Source organism: Pseudomonas sp. LBUM1674, from assembly GCF_059695635.1.
In genome coordinates this window covers 1,191,285-1,206,562 of the sequence record NZ_CP166779.1, presented here as the reverse complement: position 1 = coordinate 1,206,562, position 15,278 = coordinate 1,191,285, and the positions used below count along the sequence as shown (strand labels likewise).

Sequence of the window (15,278 nt, the reverse complement as noted above, 5' to 3'; positions counted from 1 at the left end):
CGCTTACCAGTAACAATAATTCTGCGCCACAAGCGCTCATATTGGTTTTTAGGGATTGAAGAATGAAAAAAGCATTGCTTACCCTTTCTGCACTGGCGTTGTGCATGGCAGCCGGGTCCGCGCTGGCCAAGGAATACAAGGAATTGCGTTTTGGCGTTGACCCTTCTTATGCGCCGTTCGAATCGAAAGCGGCCAACGGTAGCCTGGTGGGTTTCGACATTGATCTGGGGAACGCGATCTGCGCCGAGTTGAAGGTCAAGTGCAAGTGGGTCGAAAGCGATTTCGACGGCATGATTCCGGGCCTGAAAGCCAATAAGTTCGACGGTGTGATCTCTTCGATGACCGTCACCCCGGCTCGCGAAAAAGTCATCGACTTCTCCGATGAGCTGTTTTCCGGTCCGACCGCCTACGTGTTCAAGAAAGGGTCGGGCCTGAGCGAAGAGGTCGCTTCGTTGAAGGGCAAGACCATAGGCTACGAGCAAGGCACCATTCAGGAAGCCTACGCCAAGGCCGTGCTGGACAAGGCAGGGGTGAAAACCCAGGCCTATCAGAATCAGGATCAGGTGTATTCCGACCTGATGTCCGGTCGCCTCGACGCGGCGATCCAGGACATGCTGCAAGCCGAACTGGGCTTCTTGAAGTCGCCAAAAGGCGAGGGCTACGAAGTCAGCAAGCCGGTCGACAACGAATTGCTGCCATCCAAAACCGCTATCGGTATCTCTAAAGGTAACAAAGACCTCCAAGCACTTTTGGATAAAGGTATCAAAGCGTTACACGACGATGGCACCTACGCCACCATTCAAAAGAAACACTTTGGCGATCTGAATCTGCACAGCGGCAAATAATGCCCGGCGCCCATCTCGCGATGGGCGCTTTTTTCATTCGATCAGGTTGCTGATTTATGTTCGAAAACCTATTACAAAACCTGGGGCTCTCAGCCTTCAGCCTCCAGGGCTTCGGTCCGTTGCTGATGGAAGGCACCTGGATGACCATCAAATTATCGGTGTTGTCACTGTTGCTGGCCGGATTGCTCGGCCTGCTCGGTGCCAGTGCCAAGCTGTCAAAAGTCAAACTGGTGCGCATCCCGGCCCAGCTCTACACCACGCTGATCCGCGGCGTACCGGACCTGGTGCTGATGCTGTTGATCTTCTACAGCCTGCAAACCTGGTTGACGAGCTTTACCGATTTCATGGAATGGGAATACATCGAGATCAACCCGTTCAGCGCCGGGGTCATCACCCTGGGCTTCATTTATGGTGCGTATTTCACTGAAACCTTCCGTGGCGCGATCCTCGCGGTACCACGAGGCCAGGTCGAAGCCGCCACCGCCTATGGCCTCAAACGCGGCCAGCGTTTCCGAATCGTGGTATTCCCGCAAATGATGCGCTTCGCCCTGCCCGGCATCGGTAACAACTGGATGGTGATGCTCAAGGCCACAGCGCTGGTCTCGATCATCGGCCTGGCCGACCTGGTCAAGGCGGCCCAGGACGCCGGTAAAAGCACTTATCAACTGTTTTATTTCCTGGTGCTCGCCGCGCTGCTTTACCTGCTGATCACCAGCGCCTCCAATGTCGTCCTGCGCTGGCTCGAACGCCGTTACGCCGCCGGTTCCCGGGAGGCCGTGCGATGATCGAACTCTTGCAGGAATACTGGAGACCGTTTCTTTATACCGACGGCTACAACATCACCGGCCTGGCCATGACCATGTGGCTGCTCAGCGCCTCGATCTTCATCGGTTTCCTGGTGTCGATCCCGTTGTCCATCGCCCGGGTTTCACCGCACTCCTACATTCGTTTGCCGGTGCAGTTCTACACCTACCTGTTCCGCGGTACACCGCTGTATATCCAGCTGCTGATCTGCTACACCGGTATCTACAGCCTGGCCGCCGTGCGGGCCCAGCCCGTACTCGATGCGTTCTTTCGCGATGCCATGAACTGCACGATCCTGGCGTTCGCCCTGAACACCTGCGCCTACACCACGGAGATTTTTGCCGGGGCGATCCGCAGCATGGCCCATGGTGAGGTCGAAGCGGCCAAGGCTTACGGGCTGACAGGCTGGAAGCTGTATGCCTACGTGATCATGCCGTCGGCCCTGCGTCGCTCGTTGCCTTATTACAGCAACGAAGTGATTCTGATGCTGCACTCGACCACCGTGGCGTTCACCGCGACCATCCCGGATGTCCTGAAAGTCGCGCGGGACGCCAACTCGGCGACCTTCCTGACGTTCCAGTCGTTCGGCATCGCCGCGCTGATCTACCTGACCGTTACCTTTGCGCTGGTCGGCCTGTTCCGCCTCGCCGAACGCCGATGGCTGGCCTTCCTCGGGCCGACCCACTAGGTCTTTTCTGCTTCAGGAAACACAGAATGCGCCACCAGATTCATAACCTGCTGGCCCCGCTGCCGGGGACCGCACGACAGATTCACAGCTTCCACTTCGGCCCACCGTCGGCCAAGGGCAAGATCTACATCCAGTCATCCCTGCACGCCGACGAAATGCCCGGCATGCTGGTGGCCTGGCACCTCAAGCAGCGCCTGGCAGAATTTGAAACCGCCGGCCGCCTGCGCAGCGAAATCGTGCTGGTGCCGGTGGCCAATCCGGTCGGACTGGAACAGGTACTGATGGATGTACCGTTGGGCCGCTACGACCTGGAGAGCGGGCAGAACTTCAACCGCTGGTTCGTCGATTTGAGCGAGGAGGTTGGCAATGCGATCGAAGGCCAACTCGGCGACGATCCGCAGCGCAACCTCGAACTGATCCGCGGCAGCCTGCGTGATGCGCTGGCACGCCAGAGCGCCGCCACCCAACTGCAATCACAGCGCCTTATCCTGCAACGGCTGGCCTGCGATGCCGACATGGTGTTGGACCTGCATTGCGATTTCGAAGCGGTCGCCCACCTCTACACAACGCCCGAAGCCTGGCCGCAGGTCGAGCCGCTGGCCCGCTACATCGGTGCCGAAGCCAGTCTGCTGGCCACCGATTCAGGCGGCCAGTCGTTCGATGAATGCTTCACCCTGCTCTGGTGGCAGCTCCAGGAACGCTTTGGCGAACACTTTGACATACCGCCGGGGAGCTTTTCGGTCACCGTCGAACTGCGCGGCCAGGGCGACGTCAATCACCCGCTGGCCAGCCTCGACTGCCAGGCACTGATCGACTACCTGACTCACTACGGCGCCATTGCCGGCGAACCGGCGCCACTGCCCGCGCTGCCCTACCCGGCCACGCCACTGGCCGGTGTGGAACCGGTGGCAACCCCCGTCGGCGGGTTGCTGGTGTTCACGGCGTTGCCGGGGCAATACCTGGAAGCCGGGCAACTGATCGCCGAAATCATCGACCCGATCAATGATCGCGTCACCCCCGTTCATTGCACCGCCGCCGGGCTGATGTACGCCCGCTCGCTGCGACGCATGGCCACTGCCGGGATGGTGATCGCGCATGTCGCGGGCATCGAGGCCTATCGCAGCGGCTACCTACTTTCGCCTTGAGGATGCATGCCCCATGTACAAACTGACCATCGAAGGCCTGCATAAAAGCTATGGCGATCATGAAGTACTCAAAGGCGTCTCGCTCAAGGCCAATACCGGCGATGTCATCAGCCTGATCGGTGCCAGCGGCTCGGGCAAAAGCACCTTCCTGCGCTGCATCAACTTTCTCGAACAACCCAACGACGGCACCCTGAGCCTCGATGGCCAGAACATCCGCATGGTCAAGGACCGCCACGGCATCCATGTCGCCGATGCCGATGAACTGCAGCGGATCCGCACTCGCCTGGCCATGGTGTTCCAGCATTTCAATCTGTGGAGCCACATGACAGTGCTGGAAAACATCACCATGGCGCCACGCCAGGTGCTGGGTTGTGACAAGAAAGAAGCCGAGGACCGCGCCCGACGCTATCTGGACAAGGTCGGCCTGTCGGCGCGGGTGGCCGATCAGTACCCGGCGTTCCTGTCCGGCGGTCAGCAGCAGCGGGTCGCCATAGCCCGCGCGTTGGCCATGGAGCCGGAAGTCATGCTGTTCGACGAACCGACCTCGGCGCTCGATCCGGAACTGGTCGGTGAAGTGCTCAAGGTGATCCAGGGCCTGGCCGAAGAAGGCCGGACCATGATCATGGTCACCCACGAAATGAGCTTCGCCCGCAAGGTATCGAGCCAGGTGCTGTTTCTGCACCAGGGGCTGGTTGAGGAGGAAGGCGCGCCGGACGACGTGCTGGGCAATCCGAAAAGTGAACGGCTGAAGCAATTCCTCAGCGGCAACCTGAAGTAGCGCACGCCCCCTGTAGGAGCCGGCTTGCCGGCGAAGGCGATCTCGAGAACGCCTTCGCCGGCAAGCCGGGCTCCTACAGGACCGCGTTGTGTCATTAAACCTTTCGCATGCCGTCGTGGTCACTGAAAGAAGACTTTCAGAGCGCACACCGCCGGCATGGGAACCTCCCCCGACTTCGCAAGACACTGGTTCACCGCTCGCGGCTGGAAGCCGTTCGTCTTTCAGAAACAGGTGTGGGCAGCGATAAAAAACGGACAGTCCGGGTTGCTGCACGCCAGCACCGGCGCGGGTAAAACCTATGCCGTGTGGTTTGGTGCGCTCGATCGCTTCGCCCGCGCCACCCCTGCTGTTGATAAACCTCGCAAACGCAAGCCGGTTGCCGAGCCATTGACGGTGCTGTGGATAACCCCCATGCGCGCCCTGGCCGCCGATACCGCCCGCGCCCTGGAAGCCCCGTTGCACGACTTGCAGATCCCGTGGAGCATTGGCCTGCGCACCGGCGATACCAGCAGCGCCGAGCGCGCACGGCAGAGTCGGCGCTTGCCCTCTGCACTGATCACCACCCCCGAAAGCCTGACCCTGATGCTGGCCCGCGCCGATGCGCACACCGCGCTGTCGACCTTGCGCATGGTGGTGGTGGACGAATGGCACGAATTGCTCGGTAACAAGCGCGGCGTGCAACTGCAATTGGCCCTCGCCCGTCTGCGCCGCTGGCACCCGGCGTTGATCGTCTGGGGCGTTTCCGCAACGCTGGGCAATCAGGCCCACGCCGAGCAGGTATTAATCCCACAGGGCGGTGGTATCAGCGTTCAGGGGCAAACGTCCAAGGCACTGCGGGTCGACACGTTGCTGCCGCCCGCCCTCGAGCGCTTTCCATGGGCTGGCCATATCGGTTTGAAGATGTTGCCAGCGGTCGTTACCGAGATCGAGTCCAGCCCCAGCAGCCTGGTGTTCACCAACACGCGTGCCCAATCCGAGATCTGGTATCAAGCGTTGCTCGAGGCTCGCCCGGATTGGGCCGGCCTGATCGCCCTGCATCACAGCTCGTTGTCCCGGGATACCCGCGACTGGGTCGAACGAGCGCTCAAGGAAGGTCAGCTCAAAGCCGTGGTCTGCACCTCAAGCCTGGACCTTGGCGTGGACTTCCTGCCGGTTGAGCGGGTCCTGCAAATCGGCTCGGCCAAAGGCGTGGCGCGGCTGATGCAGCGTGCCGGGCGTTCCGGTCACGCACCGGGCCGGGTTTCGCGGGTGACGCTGGTGCCGACGCACAGTCTGGAATTGATCGAAGCCGCCGCGGCACAGGACGCGGTGGCGCAACGACGGATCGAACCCCGCGAGTCGCCGCACAAGCCGCTGGATGTGCTGGTCCAGCACCTGGTGAGCATGGCACTGGGCGGCGGGTTTCTACCCGATGAGTTGTACGAAGAAGTGCGCGGAGCCTGGGCTTATCGTGATCTCTCACCGCAGGATTGGGCCTGGGTCTTGGCTTTCGTACGCCACGGCGGGCTTTCTCTGACGGCTTATCCGGACTATCGCCGGGTTGAACCGGATGAGGACGGTGTCTGGCGTGTGCCGGATGCGCGATTGGCCCGACGGCATCGCATGAGCATCGGCACCATCGTCAGCGACGCGAGCATTCAGTTGAAGTTCTGGAGCAAAGGCGGCGGTGGCAAGTCGTTGGGCAGTGTCGAAGAAGGCTTTATCGCAAGGCTCAAGCCGGGTGATGGTTTTCTGTTTGCCGGACGCTTGCTGGAGCTGGTCCGGGTGGAAAACATGACGGCTTATGTCAAACGCAGTGCCACGAAAAAAGCCGCAGTGCCTCGCTGGAATGGTGGGCGCATGCCGTTGTCCAGCGAGTTGGCGCACGCCGTGGTAGCGCGTTTCAGTGCAGCCGACCAGGGCACCTTCATCGGCCCGGAAATGCAGGCCCTGCGCCCGTTATTAGAGGTACAGAAACGCTGGTCCGGATTGCCCACCGAGACCAGCCTGCTGGCCGAGGTGCTGAAATCCCGCGAAGGCTGGCACCTGTTCCTCTACCCCTTTGCCGGACGCCAGGTGCATTTGGGCCTGGCGAGCCTGCTGGCATGGCGGGTCAGTCAACGGCTGGCCGTCACGTTTTCCATTGCGGTCAACGACTATGGCCTGGAACTGCTCAGCGCCAACTGCGTCGATTGGTCGACGCATCTGGATCCTCAGCTGTTGAGCCCTGAATATCTGTTGAAGGACGTCCTCGCCAGCCTGAATGCCGGTGAACTGGCGTTGCGCCGCTTTCGGGAAATCGCGCGCATCGCCGGGCTGGTGTTCGCCGGCTACCCCGGCGCGCCGAAAAGCACGCGTCAGGTTCAGGCTTCGAGCGGTCTGTTCTTTGAAGTGTTCAAACAATACGACGCCGGGAATCTGCTGCTGGCTCAGGCCGGGAAAGAAGTCCTGCGGGAGGAACTGGATATTCAGCGCCTGGAACAGACCCTGGAGCGGCTCAATCGCCTGCAATTGAACCTGCATCCTGTCAAACGCCCTACCCCCCTCGGGTTTCCGCTGCTGGTGGAGCGCATGCGCGAAAGCATGAGTTCGGAAAAACTCGCCGACCGCATCAGACGCATGGTCAGCGATCTCGAGAAAACCGCCGAAACCGGGAAAGCCTGATGAGTACGCCCTATCCGGTCCGCCTGGCGGGTGAAGAACTCTGGTTGTTGCCAGAAAAGGCTGTCTATTGGCCAGCACAACAGGCCTTGTTGGTCGCCGATGTGCATTTCGGCAAGGCCGCCGCTTATCGCAACCTCGGCCAACCGGTGCCTCAGGGAACCACCGCCAGCAATATCGCCGTATTGAACGGGTTACTGGCAGCCCTGCCCTGTCGGCAGCTGATTTTTCTCGGGGACTTCCTGCACGGTCCCGGCTCCCACGCGAAAGCCACGCTAAGCGCTTTAGCCGAGTGGCGAGCGCAGCACCGCGACCTGCCCATGACGCTGATCCGCGGCAATCATGACAAGCGCGCTGGCGACCCGCCTGTTTCGCTGAATATTCGGGTGGTGCCCGAGCCTTTGCTGTTGGGACCGTTCGCCTTGCAGCACGAACCGACCCCTCATGTGAGTCGGCACGTGCTGGCCGGGCATGTACACCCCGTCTACCGATTGAACGGTCGAGGTCGACAAAGCTTGCGCCTGGCCTGCTTCAAGCTCGGCGACGAGATCAGCCTGTTACCTGCCTTCGGCGCGTTTACCGGGGGTTATCAGGTAGCGCTGGATGACAGTTGCAGGATATTCGTCATTGGCGATAACGAAATATGGCCGGTATAGGAGCGAACTTGCTCGCGAAAACCTCGAGCCCGCCGCAGAGTGTCAGGCTTATCGCGTTATCGTTGACGACCATCGCGAGCAAGCTCGCTCCCACAGGGAGCAGGGGCTCAGGCAACAGGCGCGGGCGGCGGCTCATCCGGCAGGGTGGGCTCTCCCGGTTCTGTGGGTTGTTCGTTGGGGGTATCGGGATCGGGCTGGCCGGGGATGCCCCCCGCCATGATTGGCGGGTGCGCCAACAAGGACCAGGCCAAGACGCCAACCTGATTGGGCTCAAGCCTTGCCAGTTCGGCACTTATTCGCGGATCGATCTTCATGGGACACTCCTGAGCAATGGCCTCGTCCGCTGTACGCGAACCGGGCAGTACACCCAGTAGAGTGTCTACCCGCTCAAGAATTCCCGCTGACCGTCCGATGGAACGAATCAGGTGCGTGGCAGGGTGACGCCGCGCTGGCCCTGATACTTGCCGCCACGGTCCTTGTAGGAGACTTCGCACTCTTCGTCGGATTCGAAAAACAGCATCTGCGCCACGCCTTCATTGGCGTAGATTTTCGCCGGCAAGGTGGTGGTGTTGGAAAACTCCAGGGTCACATGGCCTTCCCACTCAGGCTCGAGCGGCGTCACGTTGACGATAATGCCGCAACGAGCGTAGGTGCTTTTACCCAGGCAGATGGTCAGCACATTGCGCGGGATTCGGAAGAATTCCACGGTGCGCGCCAGGGCGAAGGAGTTTGGCGGGATGATGCAGACGTCGCTCTTGACGTCGACGAAGCTTTTCTCGTCGAAGTTCTTCGGATCAACGGTCGCCGAATTGATGTTGGTGAACACTTTGAATTCATCGGCGCAACGCACGTCGTAGCCGTAGCTCGATACACCGTAGGAAATCACTCGGTCGGCGCCTTCGCCACGCACCTGGCGTTCGACGAAAGGTTCGATCATGCCGTGCTCTTGCGCCATGCGGCGAATCCACTTGTCCGATTTGATGCTCATGGCGGGTGTCCTGAATAGCGAGGTGGAAAAATTCTGTCCGGCATCTTACCGGGCGCGCCGCCGGGTTCAAAGTCCGCGGCACGATTCTCGGCGCCAACCCCTTAATTTGCGGACCTTCGCCGCAGAACAGTGCACCGTCAGTCATGAAAACAGAGAAACCTTCGCAAGAAACATTGGCACGTTCCGGAAAAAGGGTTAAGGTGGCGCCACTGTGCTGCTTGTGTCACTGAGAATCTCTACACGATATGTTGAATTTCGATCCAACCATCTACAAGAATTTTTCCTGCTCTTTGCACTCAGTCTCGGCCAGGGTTCTTCCTGTGTCGCAGTTATCTTTGTTCAAGGAGTTACACCATGTCTAATCGCCAAACCGGTACCGTTAAGTGGTTCAACGATGAAAAAGGCTTCGGCTTCATCACTCCACAATCCGGTGACGACCTGTTCGTTCACTTCAAAGCTATCCAATCCGACGGCTTCAAAAGCCTGAAAGAAGGCCAACAGGTTTCTTTCATCGCTACCCGCGGTCAGAAAGGCATGCAAGCTGAAGAAGTTCAAGTTATCTAACTTGTACTTGCTTTAGTAAAAGGCCCCGCCCTCAAAAGCGGGGCTTTTTTGTGCCCGTAGATTTTTGCCGGGCCCAAAAAAGATCGCAGCCTTCGGCAGCTCCTACAGGATGTACATCAATCCAAAGTAGGAGCTGCCGAAGGCTGCGATCTTTTGATCTTTCAGCGGTTACCAGGTAACGCCAAACCCTGCGGTATAACGGGTCTTGCTCAGGTCAGCCTCATCGCTACCCTTGATGATGTCTCTCTCGGCCTTCAGGTTCAGCGACGCCCAATCCGTCACTTTGTAACGCAACCCAGCCTCGGCATCCAGCGCATACTCCGCCACGCCGCCCAGCGGTTTGCCCACCTCGCCATTGGTGAAGAACTCAACTTTCTTGCCGATCAGGTAACGGTTGTAGTCCCACTTCATGGCAACAGAGTAGAAGTTGTCCTTACCGCCATCGCTGTATTCGTAATCGGTGCGGTTGAGCAGTGAGCCCAGGGAGAATGCACCCAATTCGTCATCCCAGAACTGATAACCGGGACCCGTACCGACGGTGCGCTGACGAGCAAGGTCTTCGACCTTGTCACGCTTGTAGACCAGACGGCCTTGCCAGAACCATTTGTCGGTCAGGAAGCGGTCGAGGGAGTACTCGCCGCGCCAGTTGTCCGTGGTGACCACGTCGTCCTGGAACTCGCGGTTGTACTCGCCTTCAGCAGTGTGACGCCATCTGCCATGGCGGGCACTGGTCTTGAAGTCGACGTCGTAGTCATCGGTATCGTTTTCCGCACGCTGATAATCCAGCGCCACGTCGATATTGCCCTTCCACACCAGGTCTTCGACCACCGGCTTGGGCTTGAGCATCTGCTGGATACTGGCCAGCTCCACGGTCTTGGGACCGTCGCCGTTGGCAAGGGTCACCTTGCCGTCTTCCGCCGCATGCAGCGCCTTGGCCTTTTCGCCGGTGTAGGCATCCTGCTTGACCAGCAATTGCTGATCGCTTTCCAGGGTTTTGACTTGCTTCCAGTCGATCGGGACCGCACCGGCATACTCGGTCTGGATCAGCAGCTTGCCACCGTCGAACAAGGTGATCTTGCCGCTCAGCTTGTCACCGTTCTTCAACCAGACGGTGTCGGCAAGCAGGGGTGTGGAAGCAGTGAAGACAGCGAGGCACAGCAGGGTTCTGGACACCATAAGCAAAAACAGGCTCAAGATTGCGAAAAAAAGTCGGCATTATCCATAGGAATAAGACCCCAGCAAGCACTGACCCGACTATTTCTATTGAGTTCATTTCTCAATTGAAGATCCAGGCATTACTCTACAGACGGTAATGCGAATCCCCCCAGGAACTGCGGACGTGACCGACTCAACCGCTGAAAACCAAAGCCCGGCGCAAATCCGACGCACGGCGCTCTACCTGACCCTGGCGCAAGTGCCCGCGGGCAAAGTCGTGAGTTACGGTCAACTCGCCGAGCTGGCCGGGCTGGGTCGCGCCGCCCGCTGGGTCGGACGGACACTGAGCCAACTGCCCCCCGACAGTAAATTGCCCTGGCACCGCGTGCTCGGTGCCGGTGGGCGCATCAGCCTGCCGGTGGGCAGTGCTTCAGGGGACGAACAGCGGGCGCGTTTGCGCATGGAGGGCATCAGCGTCCAGAATAATCGTGTTGATATTCAGCGCCATGGCTGGCGCCCGGTAGAGCACAGCGGTTAGAGTGCGCGCTTTGTTTCCGTAATTCTTGAGGCAGACTCCAGCCCATGCCCCGTAAAACCTGGCGCGCCGCGCTCGCCGCCTATGCCAGCCCCTCAACGCTTGTGCTGTTGTTGCTTGGTTTCGCCGCCGGCCTGCCTTACATGCTGGTGTTTTCGACACTTTCGGTCTGGCTGCGTGAAGCCGGCGTGGCTCGCGAAACCATTGGCTATGCAAGCCTGATCGGTCTGGCCTACGCCTTTAAATGGGTCTGGTCACCGCTGCTCGATCAATGGCGTCTGCCACTGCTCGGCAAGCTCGGTCGCCGTCGTTCCTGGCTGGTGCTATCCCAGGCACTGGTAATCCTCGGCCTGATCGGGATGGGTTTCTGCGACCCGCAAAAGCATTTGTCCTGGCTGATCGCTATCGCCGTTGTCGTCGCCTTTGCCTCGGCGACGCAAGACATCGCGGTCGACGCCTATCGCCTGGAAATCGCCGAAGACAGCCGCCAGGCAGCGCTGGCCGCCAGTTACATGGCCGGTTATCGGATCGCCGCATTACTGGCCACCGCCGGCGCACTGTTCTTCGCCGAAGGCTTTGGCTCCACGGGCTTCAATTACCAGCATTCGGCCTGGGCCGGCACTTACATCCTGTTCGGCGCACTGATGATCCCGGCGCTGCTGACGTCCCTTTTCATGCGCGAGCCGCCGGTACCGCTGCGCACGCAACTGCAGGCCGGACGCTACAGCTTTGTGCATCAACTGGCGTCGGTATGCGTGCTGATCGTGCTGCTGGTCTCCGTACCGGCCTTGTTCACCCAGCTCTACAACACCGACTTCGCCAGCGTGCTATTCCAGGGCGAAAGCCTGCTCGACCTGTTGCTCGAAGACCGCGCATTCCTGCGGGCCATCCTCTACATCACCCTGACCGCACTGTGCCTGTCAGCCATGGGCCGCCGCGGCCTGGCGCCGGTGCTGACGCCGGTCAACGACTTCATTCTGCGGTACCGCTGGCAAGCGCTGCTGCTGCTCGGGCTGATCGCCACCTACCGGATGTCCGATACGGTCATGGGCGTGATGGCCAACGTGTTCTACATCGACCAGGGTTTCACCAAGGATCAGATTGCCAGCGTCAGCAAAATCTTCGGCCTGATCATGACCCTGGTCGGCGCCGGCATGGGCGGCTTGCTGATCGTGCGCTTCGGCATCCTGCCGATCCTGTTCATCGGCGGGGTCACGTCGGCCGGCACCAACCTGCTGTTCCTGATGCTCGCCGACATGGGTGCCAACCTGAACATGCTGATTGGCACCATCTCCCTGGACAACTTCAGCTCGGGCCTGGCGACCTCGGCGTTCGTCGCCTACCTGTCGAGCCTCACCAACCTCAAGTTCTCCGCCACCCAGTACGCGCTGCTCAGTTCCATCATGCTACTGCTGCCACGCCTGATCGGCGGCTACTCAGGGGTGATGGTGGAAAAATTCGGCTATCACGACTTCTTCCTGATTACCGCGTTCCTGGGCGTTCCGACGCTGCTGCTGATCGCCGTGCACTGGTACCAGGAGAACCGCCGCGCCGGCCCGACGCCGGAGCCGGTGCCGACCCAGGTCGCGGAAGAGTCCTAGGTTCTCTACGCAAGAAACTTCGCAAAGGGCGCGTCGATTCCTGCCCTTTGCCACCCCGCCGACCGCACGCCTGTACGCCAGAAGATCTCGCCCGTACAATGCTCCGTCATTTCTCGTCATCAGCAACCGACAACGGCCAACCATGCGCACCAGTCAATTTTTGCTCGCCACACAGAAAGAAACGCCTTCCGATGCGGTCGTGATCAGCCATCAGCTGATGCTGCGCGCCGGCATGATCCGCAAACTCGCCTCGGGCCTGTACACCTGGCTGCCGATGGGCTTGCGAGTGATGCGCAAGGTCGAAGCCATCGTTCGTGAAGAAATGAACGCCGCGGGCTCTCTTGAAGTGTTGATGCCGAGCACGCAACCGGCTGAGCTGTGGCAGGAATCCGGTCGCTGGGAAGAATACGGCCCGGAATTGCTGCGCTTCAAGGATCGCCACGGCCGCGACTTCTGCGCCGGCCCGACCCATGAAGAAGTGATCACCGACCTGATGCGCAACGAGTTGAGCAGCTACAAACAGCTGCCGATCAACCTGTATCAGATCCAGACCAAATTCCGTGACGAAATCCGCCCACGCTTCGGTTTGATGCGCGGTCGCGAATTCATCATGAAGGACGCCTACTCGTTCCATGCCGATCAGCCTTCGCTGCAGGTCACTTACGACCGCATGTACCAGGCGTACTGCAATGTGTTCACCCGCCTGGGCCTGAAGTTCCGCGCAGTTGAAGCCGACAACGGCTCCATCGGCGGCGCCGGTTCCCACGAGTTCCACGTGCTGGCCGAATCCGGCGAAGACGATATCGTCTTCAGCAACGGTTCCGACTACGCGGCCAACATCGAGAAAGCCGAAGCCGTGCCGCGGGAAACATCCCGTGCACTACCCGCCGAAGAGCTGCGCCTGGTCGACACGCCGAACGCCAAGACCATCGCGCAACTGGTCGAAGGCTTCAACCTGCCGATCGAGAAGACCATCAAGACCCTGGTGGTCCACGCAGAAGAGCCAGGCAAGCTGATTGCCCTGATCATCCGTGGCGACCACGAGCTGAACGAAATCAAGGCCGCCAACCAGCCAGGCGTTGCCAGCCCGCTGGTGATGGCGTCCGAAGCCGAACTGCGCGACGCCATTGGCGCCGGTGCCGGCTCCCTTGGCCCGCTGAACCTGCCGCTGCCGATCATCATCGACCGTTCCGTCGAGCTGATGAGCGACTTCGGCATCGGCGCCAACATCGACGACAAGCACTACTTCGGCGTGAACTGGGAGCGTGATCTGCCGGTACCGACCGTGGCCGACCTGCGTAACGTCGTGGCCGGCGACCCAAGCGCGGATGGCAAGGGCACCCTGGAAATCAAGCGCGGCATTGAAGTCGGGCACATTTTCCAGCTGGGCAACAAATACAGCAAAGCGATGAAGTGCGAAGTGCTGGGCGAGAACGGCAAGCCGGTGACCCTGGAAATGGGCTGCTATGGCATCGGCGTGTCCCGCGTGGTGGCGGCGGCCATCGAACAGAACAACGACGCAAACGGCATCATCTGGAGCGACACCCTGGCACCCTTCCAGGTCGCCCTGGTACCGCTGCGCTACGAAACCGAACAGGTTCGCGAAGCCACCGACAAGCTGTATGCAGAACTGACTGCAGCCGGCTTCGAAGTACTGCTGGACGACCGTGACAAGAAAACCAGCCCGGGCATCAAGTTCGCGGACATGGAGCTGATCGGCATTCCACACCGGATCGTGGTCAGTGACCGCGGCCTCGCTGATGGCAATCTGGAATACAAGAGCCGCACCGAGCCCGAGGCGCAAGCGCTGCCGGTCGCTGACGTGCTGTCTTTCCTCCAGGCCCGAATCCGCCGCTGACACCAGATAGAGAAGTCATGTTCAAGCGAAACACCTTAGGCCTCGGTGGTGCCGCCTTGTGCGGCACCCTGCTGGTCAGCGGCTGTGCCAATCACATGTCGCAACGCAGCGAGCACGAGGAACGTGTCGAGCGCAAATTGCTCGATCACAGCCTGCAGATCGATGTCGGCGAGCCCAAGGTGCTTGAGCTGCCGCAACGGCGGGTGAAAATCCACGAGCAGAAGACCTTCGAAGTCACCGAATTCGAAGTCACGCGCCACTATGATCGCTATACGCCGTACCAACCCTGGCGGGAGATCTACGAGATTCCGCTGGGCGCGGTGGCGGTGGTGGGCGGTGTCGGCGCGAACGTGGTCAACGTGTTCGCCCTCGGCAACCTTCCGGACAGTGTGACCCGGGACTGGTTCAGCTACGGTTTCGCCGGGCTCAACCCGTTCATGAACGCACAGTCCAACGGTCGTGCGCAGCAGAACCTGGCCGGCATCGATGAAGTCCAGCTGGACAAGCGCACCGAGTACTCGAGCCTGCCGTGGAGCGAGCGTCCGGTCGAGGTCAAGGCTGGCAAGGAAACCTTCCAGCTCAATACCGACAAAAACGGCATTTTGCGCGTGAACCTGCTGGACAGCCCGTTCGCCGAACATGACATCAATCATCTGAGCCGACTGCTGATCACTGTCGCAGATGCCCAGGACAACGTGCACTCCGACTCGTCCCTGGCGGTCAGCAGTGGATTGCGCGGCAAACTGCTCGAAGCGCACGGACTGATTTACGATGACCTCGAAGACGACGAAGTGAGCCAGTGGGTACACCGGGTCAAGCGTCTGTCGGAACTGGGCCTGGAAGAAGAGGCCACGGAGCTGGAGCAGAGCCTGATTGAGCTGACTCGCAACGATCCGGAGCTGCAGACCGAATTCCTCAAGTCATTGACCAGGGATGCCGGGCGATTGGTGGCGGATCCGGGGCCGAACTAAAAGCCTAAAGGCTTCGCGAGCAGGCTCGCTCCCACATTTGATTTGCTGTG

The 15,278-nt window shown here is 60.2% G+C and carries 15 protein-coding genes; 12 read left to right on the top strand and 3 right to left on the bottom strand.

The genetic code is table 11. From position 1 onward, the window contains the following. Positions 1–62 precede the first annotated feature (62 nt). The 7 genes from ACA067_RS05555 (at position 63) to pdeM (ending at position 7,556) form a co-directional block, all read left to right on the top strand. Positions 63–845, top strand: a complete 783-nt coding sequence (locus ACA067_RS05555; protein WP_497460920.1) for a transporter substrate-binding domain-containing protein — start codon at positions 63–65, stop codon at positions 843–845. A 56-nt stretch (positions 846–901) separates the two neighbouring features. Next, the gene (locus tag ACA067_RS05550) at positions 902–1,630 is read left to right on the top strand and encodes an ABC transporter permease (RefSeq protein WP_497460919.1); all 729 of its coding nucleotides are present in this window, start codon (positions 902–904) and stop codon (positions 1,628–1,630) included. Next, positions 1,627–2,337: an ABC transporter permease gene (locus ACA067_RS05545; RefSeq protein ID WP_497460918.1), complete on the top strand. Its 711-nt coding sequence runs from the start codon at positions 1,627–1,629 to the stop codon at positions 2,335–2,337. The genes ACA067_RS05550 and ACA067_RS05545 overlap by 4 nt, the downstream gene beginning before the upstream one ends. Positions 2,338–2,363: 26 nt before the next feature. Continuing rightward, the gene (locus ACA067_RS05540) at positions 2,364–3,482 is read left to right on the top strand and encodes a succinylglutamate desuccinylase/aspartoacylase family protein (RefSeq protein ID WP_497460917.1); all 1,119 of its coding nucleotides are present in this window, start codon (positions 2,364–2,366) and stop codon (positions 3,480–3,482) included. A 13-nt stretch (positions 3,483–3,495) separates the two neighbouring features. Further along, positions 3,496–4,260 carry an ABC transporter ATP-binding protein gene (locus tag ACA067_RS05535; RefSeq protein WP_497460916.1) on the top strand — a complete coding sequence of 255 codons (765 nt, stop codon included), beginning with the start codon at positions 3,496–3,498 and terminating at the stop codon, positions 4,258–4,260. A 156-nt stretch (positions 4,261–4,416) separates the two neighbouring features. Further along, entirely contained in the window at positions 4,417–6,903 is a 2,487-nt protein-coding gene (locus tag ACA067_RS05530) for a ligase-associated DNA damage response DEXH box helicase (RefSeq protein ID WP_497460915.1), read from the top strand. After that, positions 6,903–7,556: a ligase-associated DNA damage response endonuclease PdeM gene (pdeM, locus tag ACA067_RS05525; protein ID WP_497460914.1), complete on the top strand. Its 654-nt coding sequence runs from the start codon at positions 6,903–6,905 to the stop codon at positions 7,554–7,556. The genes ACA067_RS05530 and pdeM overlap by 1 nt, the downstream gene beginning before the upstream one ends. Before the next feature lie 107 nt (positions 7,557–7,663). Here pdeM and ACA067_RS05520 read toward each other — a convergent pair whose 3' ends face one another. Both ACA067_RS05520 and dcd read right to left on the bottom strand, forming a co-directional pair. Beyond that, positions 7,664–7,870: a hypothetical protein gene (locus ACA067_RS05520; protein WP_128872824.1), complete on the bottom strand. Its 207-nt coding sequence runs from the start codon at positions 7,868–7,870 to the stop codon at positions 7,664–7,666. 107 nt (positions 7,871–7,977) lie between these two features. Then, positions 7,978–8,544 (bottom strand): dCTP deaminase, encoded by a 567-nt coding sequence (gene dcd / locus ACA067_RS05515; protein ID WP_282376893.1) that lies wholly within the window; start codon positions 8,542–8,544, stop codon positions 7,978–7,980. A 354-nt stretch (positions 8,545–8,898) separates the two neighbouring features. Between dcd and ACA067_RS05510 the strand changes: the two genes are divergently transcribed. After that, a complete protein-coding gene (locus ACA067_RS05510) occupies positions 8,899–9,108 on the top strand; it encodes a cold-shock protein (RefSeq protein ID WP_002554837.1) in 210 nt (69 codons plus the stop codon). A 168-nt stretch (positions 9,109–9,276) separates the two neighbouring features. On the opposite strand, the gene ACA067_RS05505 is transcribed toward ACA067_RS05510, so the two are convergent. Further along, the gene (locus ACA067_RS05505) at positions 9,277–10,284 is read right to left on the bottom strand and encodes a DUF481 domain-containing protein (RefSeq protein WP_497460913.1); all 1,008 of its coding nucleotides are present in this window, start codon (positions 10,282–10,284) and stop codon (positions 9,277–9,279) included. Positions 10,285–10,420: 136 nt separating this feature from the next. On the opposite strand from ACA067_RS05505, the gene ACA067_RS05500 reads away from it, so the two are divergent. From ACA067_RS05500 to ACA067_RS05485, 4 genes are all read left to right on the top strand, one after another. Continuing rightward, positions 10,421–10,801: an MGMT family protein gene (locus ACA067_RS05500; protein ID WP_497460912.1), complete on the top strand. Its 381-nt coding sequence runs from the start codon at positions 10,421–10,423 to the stop codon at positions 10,799–10,801. Between the two features lie 44 nt (positions 10,802–10,845). Continuing rightward, a complete protein-coding gene (locus ACA067_RS05495) occupies positions 10,846–12,399 on the top strand; it encodes an AmpG family muropeptide MFS transporter (protein WP_497460911.1) in 1,554 nt (517 codons plus the stop codon). Between the two features lie 142 nt (positions 12,400–12,541). Beyond that, complete coding sequence (locus ACA067_RS05490; RefSeq protein ID WP_497460910.1) at positions 12,542–14,257, top strand: proline--tRNA ligase; 1,716 nt, start codon at positions 12,542–12,544, stop codon at positions 14,255–14,257. A 17-nt stretch (positions 14,258–14,274) separates the two neighbouring features. Then, positions 14,275–15,228, top strand: a complete 954-nt coding sequence (locus ACA067_RS05485) for a hypothetical protein (protein WP_497460909.1) — start codon at positions 14,275–14,277, stop codon at positions 15,226–15,228. Positions 15,229–15,278 lie beyond the last annotated feature (50 nt).

What these genes read in the sequence shown, in the direction of transcription:
- ACA067_RS05545 (WP_497460918.1), top strand. Translation starts at nt 1,627, where the DNA reads ATGATCGAACTCTTGCAGGAATACTGGAGACCGTTTCTTTATACCGAC.
- ACA067_RS05535 (WP_497460916.1), top strand. Translation starts at nt 3,496, where the DNA reads ATGTACAAACTGACCATCGAAGGCCTGCATAAAAGCTATGGCGATCAT.
- dcd (WP_282376893.1), bottom strand. Translation starts at nt 8,544, where the DNA reads ATGAGCATCAAATCGGACAAGTGGATTCGCCGCATGGCGCAAGAGCAC.
- ACA067_RS05490 (WP_497460910.1), top strand. Translation starts at nt 12,542, where the DNA reads ATGCGCACCAGTCAATTTTTGCTCGCCACACAGAAAGAAACGCCTTCC.
- pdeM (WP_497460914.1), top strand. Translation starts at nt 6,903, where the DNA reads ATGAGTACGCCCTATCCGGTCCGCCTGGCGGGTGAAGAACTCTGGTTG.
- ACA067_RS05485 (WP_497460909.1), top strand. Translation starts at nt 14,275, where the DNA reads ATGTTCAAGCGAAACACCTTAGGCCTCGGTGGTGCCGCCTTGTGCGGC.
- ACA067_RS05530 (WP_497460915.1), top strand. Translation starts at nt 4,417, where the DNA reads ATGGGAACCTCCCCCGACTTCGCAAGACACTGGTTCACCGCTCGCGGC.
- ACA067_RS05555 (WP_497460920.1), top strand. Translation starts at nt 63, where the DNA reads ATGAAAAAAGCATTGCTTACCCTTTCTGCACTGGCGTTGTGCATGGCA.
- ACA067_RS05550 (WP_497460919.1), top strand. Translation starts at nt 902, where the DNA reads ATGTTCGAAAACCTATTACAAAACCTGGGGCTCTCAGCCTTCAGCCTC.
- ACA067_RS05510 (WP_002554837.1), top strand. Translation starts at nt 8,899, where the DNA reads ATGTCTAATCGCCAAACCGGTACCGTTAAGTGGTTCAACGATGAAAAA.
- ACA067_RS05505 (WP_497460913.1), bottom strand. Translation starts at nt 10,284, where the DNA reads ATGGTGTCCAGAACCCTGCTGTGCCTCGCTGTCTTCACTGCTTCCACA.
- ACA067_RS05520 (WP_128872824.1), bottom strand. Translation starts at nt 7,870, where the DNA reads ATGAAGATCGATCCGCGAATAAGTGCCGAACTGGCAAGGCTTGAGCCC.
- ACA067_RS05500 (WP_497460912.1), top strand. Translation starts at nt 10,421, where the DNA reads ATGCGAATCCCCCCAGGAACTGCGGACGTGACCGACTCAACCGCTGAA.
- ACA067_RS05540 (WP_497460917.1), top strand. Translation starts at nt 2,364, where the DNA reads ATGCGCCACCAGATTCATAACCTGCTGGCCCCGCTGCCGGGGACCGCA.
- ACA067_RS05495 (WP_497460911.1), top strand. Translation starts at nt 10,846, where the DNA reads ATGCCCCGTAAAACCTGGCGCGCCGCGCTCGCCGCCTATGCCAGCCCC.